General features: G+C 35.6%; 13 protein-coding genes. 12 read left to right on the top strand and 1 reads right to left on the bottom strand.

The annotated features are described in order from the left end of the window. Positions 1-16: 16 nt before the first annotated feature. The 9 genes from ACHABU_RS08445 to ACHABU_RS08405 all read left to right on the top strand — a co-directional run bounded on the left by ACHABU_RS08445 (position 17) and on the right by ACHABU_RS08405 (position 9,947). Positions 17-154, top strand: a complete 138-nt coding sequence (locus tag ACHABU_RS08445) for a hypothetical protein (protein ID WP_435764327.1) — start codon at positions 17-19, stop codon at positions 152-154. Positions 155-674: 520 nt separating this feature from the next. Continuing rightward, on the top strand, positions 675-2,198 hold the full coding sequence (putP, locus tag ACHABU_RS08440) for a sodium/proline symporter PutP (RefSeq protein WP_435764325.1): 1,524 nt from the start codon (positions 675-677) through the stop codon (positions 2,196-2,198). A 164-nt stretch (positions 2,199-2,362) separates the two neighbouring features. Further along, a complete protein-coding gene (gatC, locus tag ACHABU_RS08435) occupies positions 2,363-2,659 on the top strand; it encodes an Asp-tRNA(Asn)/Glu-tRNA(Gln) amidotransferase subunit GatC (protein WP_435764323.1) in 297 nt (98 codons plus the stop codon). A 97-nt stretch (positions 2,660-2,756) separates the two neighbouring features. Beyond that, positions 2,757-4,220, top strand: a complete 1,464-nt coding sequence (gene gatA, locus ACHABU_RS08430) for an Asp-tRNA(Asn)/Glu-tRNA(Gln) amidotransferase subunit GatA (RefSeq protein ID WP_435764321.1) — start codon at positions 2,757-2,759, stop codon at positions 4,218-4,220. Beyond that, positions 4,220-5,650, top strand: coding sequence for an Asp-tRNA(Asn)/Glu-tRNA(Gln) amidotransferase subunit GatB (gene gatB, locus ACHABU_RS08425; protein ID WP_435764319.1), 1,431 nt, complete (start codon positions 4,220-4,222; stop codon positions 5,648-5,650). Before gatA ends, gatB begins: the two co-directional genes overlap by 1 nt. 163 nt (positions 5,651-5,813) lie before the next feature. Then, positions 5,814-6,722 carry a diacylglycerol kinase gene (locus ACHABU_RS08420; RefSeq protein WP_435764317.1) on the top strand — a complete coding sequence of 303 codons (909 nt, stop codon included), beginning with the start codon at positions 5,814-5,816 and terminating at the stop codon, positions 6,720-6,722. A 133-nt stretch (positions 6,723-6,855) separates the two neighbouring features. Next, complete coding sequence (rlmD, locus tag ACHABU_RS08415; RefSeq protein ID WP_435764315.1) at positions 6,856-8,232, top strand: 23S rRNA (uracil(1939)-C(5))-methyltransferase RlmD; 1,377 nt, start codon at positions 6,856-6,858, stop codon at positions 8,230-8,232. A gap of 891 nt (positions 8,233-9,123) precedes the next feature. Next, entirely contained in the window at positions 9,124-9,441 is a 318-nt protein-coding gene (locus ACHABU_RS08410; protein ID WP_435764313.1) for an ArsR/SmtB family transcription factor, read from the top strand. Positions 9,442-9,500: 59 nt separating this feature from the next. Continuing rightward, positions 9,501-9,947 carry an SRPBCC family protein gene (locus tag ACHABU_RS08405; protein WP_435764311.1) on the top strand — a complete coding sequence of 149 codons (447 nt, stop codon included), beginning with the start codon at positions 9,501-9,503 and terminating at the stop codon, positions 9,945-9,947. A 789-nt stretch (positions 9,948-10,736) separates the two neighbouring features. Here the strand turns inward: ACHABU_RS08405 and ACHABU_RS08400 are convergent. Further along, the gene (locus ACHABU_RS08400) at positions 10,737-11,483 is read right to left on the bottom strand and encodes an SDR family NAD(P)-dependent oxidoreductase (RefSeq protein WP_435764309.1); all 747 of its coding nucleotides are present in this window, start codon (positions 11,481-11,483) and stop codon (positions 10,737-10,739) included. A 194-nt stretch (positions 11,484-11,677) separates the two neighbouring features. Between ACHABU_RS08400 and ACHABU_RS08395 the strand changes: the two genes are divergently transcribed. From ACHABU_RS08395 to ACHABU_RS08385, 3 genes are all read left to right on the top strand, one after another. Next, positions 11,678-12,322 carry a GntR family transcriptional regulator gene (locus tag ACHABU_RS08395; RefSeq protein WP_435764307.1) on the top strand — a complete coding sequence of 215 codons (645 nt, stop codon included), beginning with the start codon at positions 11,678-11,680 and terminating at the stop codon, positions 12,320-12,322. Positions 12,323-12,565: 243 nt separating this feature from the next. After that, complete coding sequence (locus ACHABU_RS08390; protein ID WP_435764305.1) at positions 12,566-12,994, top strand: GNAT family N-acetyltransferase; 429 nt, start codon at positions 12,566-12,568, stop codon at positions 12,992-12,994. Positions 12,995-13,232: 238 nt separating this feature from the next. Next, entirely contained in the window at positions 13,233-14,036 is an 804-nt protein-coding gene (locus tag ACHABU_RS08385) for a PAS domain S-box protein (RefSeq protein WP_435764303.1), read from the top strand. Positions 14,037-14,167 lie beyond the last annotated feature (131 nt).

The following is a 14,167-nucleotide window of genomic DNA, read 5'->3' as shown; positions in this document are numbered from 1 at the left end:
TAAGGGAGGGATAAATATGAAAAAACTTTTAGCTGGTTTATTATTAGGAGTTCTTTTGGTAGGTGGATTTGCATTTGTTCAAGAGACTAACCCAATAGACCTTAGCATGGATCGCGAACCAGGTATCCTCAAAGAGAGTGGTTCAACAGTATAATTTTAATCAGTTTTAATTTTTTACCCTATTACTATATGATGGATTTTGCCTGAGACGGAGTGGAACCTGTTTCAGGTATTTTTTTACCATTTTTAGGGAATAGTACTTGTCAGAAAAAACTTTTTTAATATATTTTTCATTCACTAAAAAGTGAAGGTAAGGGAAGGTATATGGATAAATTAGTAGTATTTTATGTTCTAAGTGATTTGTATCGTTCTCACACCTCTATATCACTTTTAATAAAAAAATATGGCTGAATACACATGAATAAAAGTTTATATTTTCTGTCAATATGGCTTTGTAGCAGCCTTTATGAGTTGAAAATGAACGCAATCTATGAAATCATAATAAAGGCTCATAAACGGGGGAACATAAATAAATAAGAGTATTAAATCAGGGGGAGGTAGAAAGGATGGAATATGCAATTAGGGGTGTAACATGGTTTTGGTTGTTTATACCGATGCCGATCGTGCTTTTATTATCCATCATTACATTATTTACAGAGAGGAGAAAATAAAGAGTGAGTCTTACAACATTAATTACGTTTATCGTTTATTTACTAGGTATGCTTATAATAGGTTTAATTATGTACTACCGTACTAATAATTTATCTGATTATGTCCTGGGAGGAAGAAATCTAGGACCGGGTGTAGCAGCATTAAGTGCTGGAGCCTCAGATATGAGTGGGTGGCTCTTGCTTGGTCTGCCTGGTGCGGTTTATGCTTCAGGGATGGCAGAGGCCTGGATGGCAGTAGGTTTGGCAATAGGTGCATATTTAAACTGGCAGTTTGTTGCAAAACGCCTACGTGTGTATACAGAGGTTTCGAATAATTCCATCACAATTCCGGATTTTCTAGAACATCGTTTTAAAGATAAATCACATATTCTCCGCGTTTTATCTGCTTTAGTAATTCTACTGTTCTTTACATTCTATACTTCTTCTGGGATGGTAGCAGGAGCGAAACTCTTTGAAGCATCATTCGGACTTTCCTATCAGGCAGCATTATGGATTGGTGCTATTGTTGTAGTAGGTTATACCCTGCTTGGTGGTTTCCTTGCAGTAGCATGGACAGATTTTATTCAAGGTTTATTAATGTTTGCAGCATTAATAGTTGTCCCAATCGTTGCATTAAATGAAATGGGTGGTTGGAATGCAGCTGTTCAAGCGGTTGGCGAAATTGATCCGACACACTTGAATATGGTTCAAGGCGTTGGGATTATCGCTATCCTATCATCATTAGCTTGGGGTCTTGGTTATTTCGGTCAACCACATATACTTGTACGGTTTATGGCATTACGTTCAGCGAAAGATGTACCAAAAGCACGCTTTTATGGTACAGCATGGATGGTCTTAGGTTTGTACGGTGCCATTTTCACAGGTTTTGTTGGACTGGCATTTATTAGTACGCAAGATGTTTCTGTATTAAGTGGTTTTGGAATACAAGTAATGGATGAAAATGGTATACAGATGCTGGCTGATCCAGAGAAAATATTTATTGCCTTTTCTCAATTATTATTCCATCCAATAATTGCCGGGATTCTCTTAGCAGCAATCCTTTCAGCGATTATGAGTACGATTGATTCCCAATTACTCGTATCGTCTTCAGCTGTAGCGGAAGATTTTTACAAAGCAATTTTCCGTAAAAAAGCTACAGATAAAGAACTTGTTTGGATTGGAAGATTTGCAACAGTAATCATCGCATTAATTGCGGTCATCATTGCAATGAATCCGGAAAGTACCGTACTAGATCTTGTAAGTTATGCTTGGGCTGGTTTCGGTGCAGCATTTGGACCACTTATCATCTTATCCTTATTCTGGAAAGGAATAACCAGAAATGGAGCTTTAGTAGGTATACTTGTTGGTGCGATTACAGTTATTGTTTGGGGAGATTTGCTTTCAGGTGGAATTTTTGATCTTTATGAATTATTACCTGGATTTATCCTCAGTTTAGTTAGTACCGTAATTGTTAGTCTAATGGGTAAACCACATCCTGAGATTGCAGCAGAGTTTGATCAGGCTGTTGAGATAACGAAAGAAAGATAGTATGGATCCACTTCTATTTAAAATAGAAGTGGATTTTTTCGTAAATATGAATAAGAGATAATTTGCCTACAAGTGACTATCTCTGCTATTATCAATAGTGTTATAATAATGAAATGAGAAAAAGAAGTACAACATATATAAACACCGATATGGAGGTATAACCAATGGCAGATATATCAAAAGAGCAAGTAAAACACGTAGCCCATTTGGCAAGACTAGCTGTAACAGATGAAGAAGTCGAAAAGATGGCTGATGAGTTAAGTGCAATCATCGGATATGCAGAACAATTGAATGAACTGGATACAGATGGTGTAGAGCCAACTACGCATGTTCTTGATTTGAAAAATGTGATGCGTAAAGACGAGCCGAAAGAGTGGATTACACAAGAGGATGCACTGAAGAATGCTCCTGATCAAGAAGACGGTCAATTCCGTGTACCATCCATAATGGCAGATAACTAAGTAGAGAACTTGTCTATCTGTACACGTGCAACAAAGACATTTGCCGCAAAGGTCAGGCAAACGTCAAGTTTTCTAAGAATAAGGAGGATAACTTTAGATGTCACTATTTGACCATACGATTAAAGAATTGGAAGAAAAGCTACATAATAAAGAAATTACAGTAGAGGATTTAGTAAAAGAATCCTATAAAAGAATAAAAGAGGTTGATGATCAAGTTCATGCATTTTTAACATTAGATGAAGAGAATGCGATAGCAAAGGCTAAAGAACTAGATGCATCTGACGTTAAAGGAAGCCTTTTTGGCATCCCAAGTGGAATTAAAGATAATATTATGACAAAAGGATTGCGTACAACTTGTGCGAGCCAATTCCTGGATAACTTCAATGATCCATTATACGATGCAACGGTTGTTCAGAAATTGAATACAGAACAAACCGTTAAAGTCGGGAAACTAAATATGGATGAATTTGCAATGGGTTCTTCGAATGAAAATTCCAGCTATAATCCAACAAGAAACCCTTGGAACACGGATTATGTCCCTGGTGGGTCAAGTGGTGGTTCTGCAGCAGCAGTAGCAGCAGGAGAAGTATTGTTCTCATTAGGCTCCGATACAGGTGGATCGATTCGCCAGCCTGCAGCATTTTGTGGAGTAGTTGGTATGAAACCAACTTATGGCCGCGTATCTCGTTTTGGACTCGTTGCATTTGCCTCATCTCTTGATCAGATTGGGCCGATAACTCGTACAGTAGAAGACAATGCACGTGTTCTTGAAGTCATTGCGGGTCATGATGCAATGGACTCAACGAGCGCAAATGTAGATGTGCCGAAATACACAGACGCACTTACGAATGATGTGAGTGGACTTAAAATCGCAGTTCCTAAAGAATATTTAGCTGAAGGGGTATCACCTCAAGTGAGAGAATCTGTCCTTGAAGCGTTGAAAGTATATGAGTCAATGGGAGCAACTTGGGAAGAAGTATCCTTGCCACATTCTAAGTATGCAGTAGCAACTTATTACCTATTGTCATCATCGGAAGCTTCTGCCAACTTGGCCCGTTTTGATGGTGTCCGTTATGGTGTGCGCAGTGAGAATGCCGACAATATGATCGATATGTTTAAAAATTCCCGCAGTGAAGGATTCGGGCCGGAAGTTAAACGTCGAATCATGCTTGGAACGTTTGCATTAAGCTCGGGTTATTATGATGCTTACTATAAAAAGGCACAAAAAGTACGTACATTAATTAAAAATGATTTTGATAAAATCTTTGAAGAATATGATGTTATTATTGGGCCGACGACACCTACACCAGCATTTAAAGTAGGAGAGAAAACAGATGACCCATTGACAATGTATGCAAATGATATTCTAACAATACCTGTTAACCTTGCAGGTGTTCCGGGAATTTCCATACCATGTGGAATCACTGAAGAAGGTCTGCCACTTGGATTGCAGATTATTGGGAAATACTTTGATGAAAGTACTGTTTATCGTACTGCACATGCATTTGAACAGGCAACAGATTATCATAAAAAACGACCTCAGCTTGGAGGTGCCAACTAATGAATTTTGAAACAATAATTGGACTAGAGGTACACGTTGAATTAAAAACAAATTCTAAGATTTTCAGCCCAAGTATTAATGAATTTGGTTCCAATCCAAATACAAATGTTAATCCAATTGATCTTGGTTATCCAGGTACGCTTCCAGTTTTAAATGAGGAAGCAGTAAACTTCGCAATGAAGGCAGCAATGGCACTTAACTGTGAAATTGCTACCAATACGAAATTTGACCGTAAAAACTATTTCTACCCGGATAATCCAAAAGCTTATCAGATTTCACAATTTGATCAGCCAATTGGAGAAAACGGCTGGATTGAAATTGAAGTAAATGGCAAGAAAAAGAAAATCGGTATTACACGACTTCACCTCGAAGAAGATGCAGGTAAATTGACACATGGTGAAGATGGTTATTCCTATGTCGACTTTAACCGTCAAGGAACACCATTAATTGAAATCGTATCTGAACCAGATATGCGTTCTCCAGAAGAGGCTTATGCCTATTTGGAAAAACTGAAAAATATTATACAATATACAGGTGTATCCGATGTAAAAATGGAGGAAGGATCACTTCGGTGTGATGCAAATATTTCACTGAGACCAATTGGACAAGAAAAATTTGGAACGAAGGCAGAATTGAAAAACTTGAATTCCTTCTCTTATGTGCAAAAAGGACTTGAATTTGAAGAAACACGTCAGGAAAAAGTATTATTATCTGGAGGAGAAATTCTTCAAGAAACACGTCGCTATGATGAAAAAACAAAAGAAACCCTTCTAATGCGTGTGAAAGAAGGATCGGACGACTATCGTTACTTCCCTGAACCTGACCTCGTTTCGTTGTATATTGACGAGGAATGGAAAGAGCGCGTACGCAGTGAGATTCCAGAGCTTCCGGACACAAGAAGACAACGTTATATTGCAGAGCTTGGATTATCTGAATACGATGCAGATGTACTAACTGCATCTAAACAAATGTCAGATTTCTTTGAAGCAGCAGTAGAGCAGGATGCTGATATTAAACAAGTATCCAACTGGCTGATGGGTGAAGTTTCTGCATATATGAATAAGAATTACAAAGAACTTCAAGAATTAGCAATTACACCAGTTGCACTGGCAAAAATGATTAAGCTAATTGAAGATGGTACGATTTCATCCAAAATCGCGAAGAAAGTATTTGCGGAATTGGTTGAAAAAGGTGGAGATCCAGAGAAAATCGTTAAGGATCAAGGACTTGTACAAATATCAGACCCTGAACAATTGAAAGAAATTGTCATTCAAATTCTTGATGAAAACGAACAATCGATTATTGATTTCAAAAATGGGAAAGGGAAGGCAAAAGGATTCCTGGTTGGTCAGATTATGAAAGCAACCAAGGGCCAGGCTAACCCACCATTAGTAAATAAAATTCTTGCAGAAGAATTAAATAATAGGTAAAAATGATTGTAGGCTGTCATCTTTTTAAGATGGCAGCTTCCATATATGTTTTGATAAACCTTTTCAAATGGTTCTAAAAGGATTATCATAAGGTTTAGATGTAAAGAAAAATTAATAAACGAAGAAGCCCTATATCGTTACCGTATTTGGGGGAGGAAATAAAATGGAAAAGGCTCGAATTATATATAATCCAACATCAGGGCGTGAAGCAGTAAAAAAATTGCTGCCTACCATTCTGGAAAAATTTGAAGTTGCCGGTTATGAGGCATCGACACATGCAACAACCAGTGAAGGTGACGCAATTAAGGCAGCAAGAACGGCCGTAGAACGTGGCTATGACTTAGTTGTAGCTGCTGGTGGAGATGGAACGATAAATGAAGTGATTCATGGACTTGCCGAACAGGAGCATCGACCGAAGCTCGGAATCATTCCTGCTGGAACAACCAATGATTTTGCCAGAGCATTGCTTATCCCCAGGGATATTCATAAAGCTGTGGAAGTTATCTTATCTGGAAAATCAATGTTGCTCGACATTGGGAAAGTGAATGAACATTACTTCATCAATATCGCCGGGGGCGGAAAATTAACGGAATTAACCTATGATGTGCCGAGTAAACTAAAGACAGTACTTGGACAGTTGGCTTATTATATAAGAGGTATCGAAATGCTTCCTTCTTTGAAACCTTCTCAAGTTAAAATTGAATACGATGGTGAAATTCTGGAAGAAGATATTATGCTTTTTCTCGTTTCTAACTCCAATTCCGTAGGTGGATTTGAAAAACTCGCTCCAGATGCGAAAATGAATGACGGCTATTTTGACTTGCTAATTTTACGCAAAACAAACCTTGCCGAGTTTATCCAAATTGCGACGCTCGCAGTAAGGGGCGAACATTTGAAAAGCAAGAACATCATCTACAAGCAGGCGAAACATATTAAAGTACACACAAATGAAAAAATGCAATTGAATATCGATGGAGAATATGGCGGGTTATTGCCAGGTGAATTTATAAACCTGCAGCAGCATATTAATTTCTGCGTGCCAGAAGAATTCATTGAGAATGAGGAAGACTGAAGTTTTTGAGGTCTTCCTTTTGTTTTGTCAGTAAAAATAATATCCGATTCTCGAACATTGGTTATAAATGAAATCTCTGCAGAAAATATGGTAAGATTAAATCACAAAAATTGCACGTAAAAGGAAGATATAAATGGCGAAACATACAACTCCCGTTAATAAAAATGATACGATTACCCTTACTTTTGAGGACTTAACCTATGAGGGGAATGGTGTAGGGAAAATCGACGGTTACCCGTTGTTCGTCCCGAATGTTTTACCAGGAGAAGAAGCTATCGTAAAAGTTGTTAAAGCCAATAAAAATTTTGGCTTTGGAAGGTTGCTTGAACTTAAGAACGAAAGTCCAGAACGTGTTACAGCAACATGTCATGTGCACTGTGGGGGTTGTCAACTCCAACATATGAGTTATCAGCTGCAACTTGAAATGAAACAAAATCAAGTGAAAAATGTGATGAAAAAAGTAGCGCATCTTGATCATGTTCCAATCCACACAATTATCGGGATGGAAAATCCGTTTCATTACCGGAATAAAGTACAAATTCCGGTTGGAGAGAAGAATGGTGAACTTATCACTGGTTTTTATCAAAAACGTAGCCATCGAATCCTTGAAAATATGGATGCTTGCACCATTCAGGATGAGCTTATAAATGAAATTATAAATGAAACACGACAGATCGCAAATCGTATCGGAGTTAAGGCTTATAATGAGGAAAAGCATAATGGGGAATTGCGAAATATTATGGTACGGACAGGCCATGCTACAAATGAAGCAATGGTTGTTCTTGTCACAAGAACGGATAAGCTTCCGAATAAAGATGTTTTAATTCAAGAACTAACTGAAAAATTCCCGCAAATTAGATCGATTATACAGAATGTAAATGAGAAACGTACGAGTGTTATTTTGGGGGATAAGACAAAAGTACTTTGGGGAGAAGAATATATTTATGATAAAATCGGCGATATTAAATTCGCTATCTCAGCCAAGTCCTTCTATCAAGTAAATCCTGTTCAAACGAAAACACTATATGACAAGGCATTGGAATATGCCAAAATTGGAAGTAATGATGTAGTGATTGATGCCTATTGTGGAATCGGAACTATTTCACTATTCCTGGCGCAAAAAGCAAAAAAGGTATATGGAATTGAAGTTGTGCCCGAAGCAATTAACGATGCGAAGATGAATGCACAATTAAATGGCATTACCAATGCGGAATTCCATGTGGGTGAAGCTGAGAGAGTGATGCCGAAGTGGAAAGAAAAAGGAATCAAACCAGATGTTATTGTAGTTGACCCTCCACGGAAAGGTTGCGAAGTGGACTTCCTCCAAGCAATGATTGATATGCAACCGAAGCGGATTGTATATGTCTCTTGTAACCCATCGACATTGGCAAGAGATCTCAGAATTCTGGAAGACAGTGGCTATGAGACGAAAGAAGTACAGCCAGTTGACATGTTTCCCCAGACCCCGCATGTTGAAGCGGTAACGTGGTTGGAAAAACGTGTTGTCTAGTTAATAAAAACATTTGCTCGTTAAAATAAACATTTGCTAAACCGACCCTGTTTTCGTTAAAATAAACATTTGCGAATTCTAGTCTAAATCCAATAATTTCTCGGGTTTCATCCAATAGGAACCCGGGATTTTTTCATGTTTTTCCAATACAAATTCAATTTCTTTTCATGCTAAACCATTGCCATTACTGGGTTTACCCAATATCTGATTCAATAATAAATTCAATAACAAATCAATACTCATCCAATATATTTATCTGTTTTCCTCATCTTTTTTCTCCGCTATCTCTTCCCTCCATTATGGCAAAACTTTATTCCAACTCCGAAAAAAAGGTGAAAAAACGTGTGAAAAACAGGCGAAAAACGGTCATTTTTGAAACAAAAAAGTGGTAAAATAGGGGTTCAGTAGCAAAACTTTATTTTAACTCCGACGGTGGAATGCGGGTTTGAGGTGGGGTTTTCCTAAGAGATTATTTTAACAGTACATAGTAGTAAAAAGAAATGAAGTTAGGTTTGTAATATTTCATCCAGTATAGGGAAATATGAGTTAAGAGGAAAGAAAACATAAATTGTGGGTACTACTGAACTTTTACAAAGTGTTTGACTATAAACTTATTTTATTCCTTGTTCTCTATCTTATAAGTAACAAAATAAGTGTAATTTCATTTGTTGATTTAAAATTCTTAATATAATTTGTGCTATACAGATAATGTGTTTTTGGTCGATATATAATGTAGAGTTTGATTAATCTTATTTAAAAAATATTAGTAAGGAGTGCAGGATAAACTATGGAGCAAAAAAATGATGTTATTAGGCGTCTTGCACTTTATTTTTTCTTTATGATACAATGGGTCCAAAAGTTTAAACTTGTTAACGTTAGAAAGGAATTATCATGGAAAACCCTAATAATAAATTACTCATGGATATTTTTAGAGAAAATACAACATTGTTACAGGCTTTAGGTGATCCGATAAGACAAAATATAATTATTATTTTAGGAGAAAGAGGGAAGCTCAACGTGAATGAAATAACCTCTTTAGCTGGTAATTCCAGGCCAGCAGTATCGCATCACCTTAAAATTCTCAAAGATGCAGAAGTTATCAAAATGGAAAAACAAGGGAAAAATAACATTTATTATTTAGACGCAAAGAAAAAATTACAAAGTTTAAAAGGTTTAATCGAAGAAGTAGAGAGGAATTGCAACGCCTAGTTTAATAAAACAAGATGGCGGTAATATGAGTAGGGTTTATAAAAAAGGGAGGAAGTTTAATGGCCCGATTTAGTAATACTTTGATGATTTCATCCGATGCAAAAGACGTATTTCAATACCTTGCTAAAATGGAAAACTTCACTATCTGGAATTATGCAGTTCAACAAATAAAAAAAGTAAACTCAAATGAAGGTATTATTGGTTCCAAGTATCATTTATTAAGAGGGACGGGCTTACAGTCTTTTGAGGAAATAGTAATCACCGAGTATGTGCCAAACGAAAGATTAACTTTTGAAGCATCTGGAAATATCTTTTCTTATACGATGACATATGAATTGGAACAGCAAAGCCAAGGAACATTATTAACCAACAAGGCCAAAATAATATCATCAGGCATGACTGGCATAATGATTGGGGTTATGCAAAACAACATAAAGAAAGCTGTAAATGAGAACTTACATGTCTTGAAAAATATTTTTGATAATGGGAAATTTGTATTTGTCTAAATTTATGCCTCCCATTTTTTAGTTTTTCCCTCTGCTGGGAGTTTGGCATTTGCTGATATTGCAGTTCTTCCTTGCCTATCAGGGAATTAAACTGAACAGTGAGAGAGCATTATGTGTTTAATCATTTTCCCACCACCAATCCAATCGGTTTTTGCCAACCAAGATCAATACGAAATTTAGCTGTATCCTAATGGGTTCAGTCTTTTTTCTTTATTCAAGACTTCTTCACAATCTTGCCTGTACTGGATGGAATCGGGTGGGTTCTAATTGCTATTCAGTTGTTGTTTTTCCAACTCCTTATAACCCAAAGAATATCTTTGCTTTTAACATCTTTATTCTTTTTCCGTTTCATTAACTTACTGCATTTTCCCTTTTTCTCCTAATTCCTCTCTCTGTTAGCGGAGAAAAAGGACATAAGCAATAAGAGGAAAGAAGTATGGAGTGAAGGCATTGAAAACTCAGGGATTAAGTTGTTATAAACATTTAGAATATATGGTAAAATGAAGATAGATTTTAGATATTGTGAAGAAGTTCACTTAAACTAACTAGGCAGGATAGTTGAATAAGGAATTATTATACCATTGGAACTTCCAGTTAATTGGAAGTTCCAATTTTTCACCTAATGTCAATAATAAGCTAAAACAGAGCCTTTTTATTAAATAACTGTTTAAATAAAAAACTCTCCTGAAGAAGGAGAGTTTTCATTTATTACATTCTATTTATAACTTTTCACTTTTATTTTTGTGCATATTATTGCATTACAGTAATTAATAATATTATTAGATAATCTTAACCATAAGAAACAGTTAACCCACCATCAATGACGACTTCAGCACCAGTAATATAAGATGATTCGTCTGAAGCGAAGAACAAGACTAAATTAGATATTTCTTTTGGCTCTGCAATGCGTTGTAAAGGAATTTTATTAACCATTTCAGCAATTGCTTTTTTTGTATCCTCTTGCTCTGTAATTGCTGTTCTAATAACACCTGGGAAAATAGCGTTTACTCGAATGTTATCTTTACCAAAATCTAATACTGCACTCTTCGTAAGTCCTCTAACAGCAAATTTTGATGAAGTGTATGCTGCTAAATTTTGAAGACTAAACATTCCTGCAAGTGAAGAAACGTTAACGATTGAACCAGATTCACCTTTCTTCATTGAAGGATAAGCATATTTCATCCCTAATAGAACACTATCTGAGTTAATTTTCATCATTCTTTGATATGTTTCATAATCAATATCTTGAACAGACTCATAGTTAGTTATGCCTGCATTGTTAATTAAAATATTAATAGGACCAAATATTTCTTCTGTTTTAGCGACTAAATTCTTCCAATCTTCTTCGCTTGATACATCAATCTTTACAAATGCAGCATTTTCTCCTAATTGATCTGCAAATTTTTGTCCTGCCTCAGCATTGAAGTCAGCGACAATTACTTTTGCTCCTTCTTTAATGAACAATTCTGCGTGCGATGCTCCCATTCCACCTGCTGCACCTGTGATAACTGCTACTTTATTATCTAAACGTCCCATAATATATTCTCCTTTGTCCCCCATATTAGAAATATTTATGAATATAAAAGCAAATATTTGTTCACATTTCATACATAATTATAGTATATTATCGATAATACTGTAAAGTTATCTGCTCTTTTAGAAGTGTGTTAGAATATAGAACAGTTCGATAAAATGAATTAGAGAATTTAATCGTTAAGGAGAAAACATAAATGACTAATGATAATCTAATTGATAAACCATTACCCATTCAAATTGCAGAATTACTGCTCTATCGAATTTTTTCCGGGGAGTTAGTTCAAGGTCAGCGTTTAATAGAATCAGAAATCGCTAAAGAACTTCAAGTAAGCCACGCGCCTGTCAGAGAGGCTTTTTATATTTTACAGAAAGATAATATATTGGAACGATTGCCAAGAAGAGGGGTTAGTGTACGGACCATCAGTGATGATGAGCTGAATGACTATATAGAAATATTAGTAATTCTCTTAAGAAAAGCAGTAAAAGATTGTGAAAATGAGTGGAATGCTGATGTGCACGACGAATTTGAAAAACGTCTAAATTTAGTAGAGAAACATCATAAAGAAATGAGAATTATTGACTATATTGCAAGTACAGAAGACTTTCTGAAGTTATTTTTTGAAGTCTCTAACAATACTGCGTCTGTTCGTTTTTATTCCCAAATTGCGATGATAACCAAGGTAGCTGCACAAACAAAATGGACTCCTGAAAAAATTAATAATTATCATACCTTACTTAGTAAATTCATTAAAGCGATCAAAGAATTAAACTTTTCATTAGCAATTGAAGAAATAACTGATACTACATTTTCATCATTTTTGCCAATTAGTCAGGAGTAAAAATTCGTTTAAACTTTATCCATTATATTATTATTAAATATAGGTGGCTGTTGCAGACTCTTATTACACTATAGGGTGCAAGAGTTGAATTAGGCAATCAGAATTTGATTGTCTTTTCTTATTCTAATAATGTTAGAAATATTATGTTAATGTTAAATTAAAGGCTGTTGGGCTATCTGGCAGGTTAGTTGAACAAAAAGAAAGTAATATGTTGAAACTCAGTTGTTTCTGGGGGGGATAGTATTGATTAGAAAAGCTGTTCAAGAGGATGTTAGACAATTAGCAGTTTTAATGGGGGAATTAGGGTATCCAACAACTACTGATGAAATGGAACATCGTTTTTCAAACATAAACTCTAATTCTTTATATAATACTCAAGTAGCTGAAAAAGGCGGAGTTATTGTTGGTATGATTGGTATGATGTTAGGCTTTCATTATGAAAAAAATGAGAACTATGTACGAATTGTTGCTTTAGTCGTTGACTCTAAATTTAGAAAACGAGGAATTGGTGAAAAGTTAATTGAGAAGGCAGAAGAATGGGCAAAGGAACAAGGAGCCAATAGGATAGTATTAAATAGCGGGAACCGAAGGGAAAGAGATGATGCTCACCAATTTTATATTAGACGTGGGTTTGAAGGGAAAGCGACAGGATTTTACAAAACACTATCCTAAGTTGCTCTTCTTAAATAAACTGGTGCAAGTGTTAAATAAGGCAATGAGAATTTGATTGTCTTTTCTCTTTCTAATAATGTTAGGAATATTATGTTAATTTTAAATATAAGGCTGTTGAGCTATTTGGCAGGTTAGCTCGCAAGAAATATTGTAGAAAATATAAGTGTTAATTACATAAATATTTTAAGGTGTTATATAATTAATCTATACATAATTTTTAGATAAGTGAGGGGAAATAATGCATAATCCAATGGATAGGGACCAAAAAGTAATAAAAAATGATGAGGAGAAATACAAACAAATCATTGAATATTCATTTGAAACTACAATCATTCATTCTAATCATAAGGTCTTATACATAAATGAAGCTGGCGTGGAACTTTTGAGTGCGAAAAAAAAAGAGGACTTAATCGGAGCTAATGTAGTAGATGTTTTTACTGAAGACTATAGAGATTTTATTATTGAGAGAATACGACAGGGAGAAGAGGAGCGACGGGTTGGTGAACTAATGGAAACAACAATATACAGAGTTGATGGTACGGTTGTTGAGGTTGATCTTTTCTGCCACCCTGTTATGTATGGTAAAACCAAAGCAATGCAATCAATCATTCGTGATATCACTCCACGTAAAGAAGCTGAGAGACAACTTATAAATGTTATGTCACCTATTGTACCTATATCCCGAGACGTTGCCGTCCTTCCATTGGTAGGTCACGTTAATGAGGATAGAGCCATTCGACTTTTAGTTAATTTACCTCCCAAAGTTCAAAGCCAGGAACTTAGTCGTTTAATTGTAGATGTTTCGGGTCTTTATGATATAGACGAAGTTGTATTAGATTTTTTATATAAAGTTCATTCTATACTGAACTTATTAGGAGTTGACTCAATATATACAGGGATAAGACCAGAACTTGCTCACAAATTGGTAAATAGATATGGTGAAAGTGAATTAACCTCTTTAAATACCATGAAGGATGTGGAACAGGCATTAAGATATATAAGCAATTCAAAGGAAAATAAGAATGATGTGTTCTTCAACTAAATGGTGCTTTTATACAACAATGAGGTCGTCAAAATGGCGGTCTTTTATTCTATTGGCAGGATTGTTTAATAGTGAAACTTTAATTTTTCTAATTCGTACATAAGGTACATTTAACGGAATAATACGTATAA

Source organism: Oceanobacillus sp. CF4.6, from assembly GCF_051262635.1.
Classification (GTDB): Bacteria; Bacillota; Bacilli; order Bacillales; family Amphibacillaceae; genus Oceanobacillus.
This window is presented reverse-complemented; position numbering and strand designations above follow the sequence as displayed.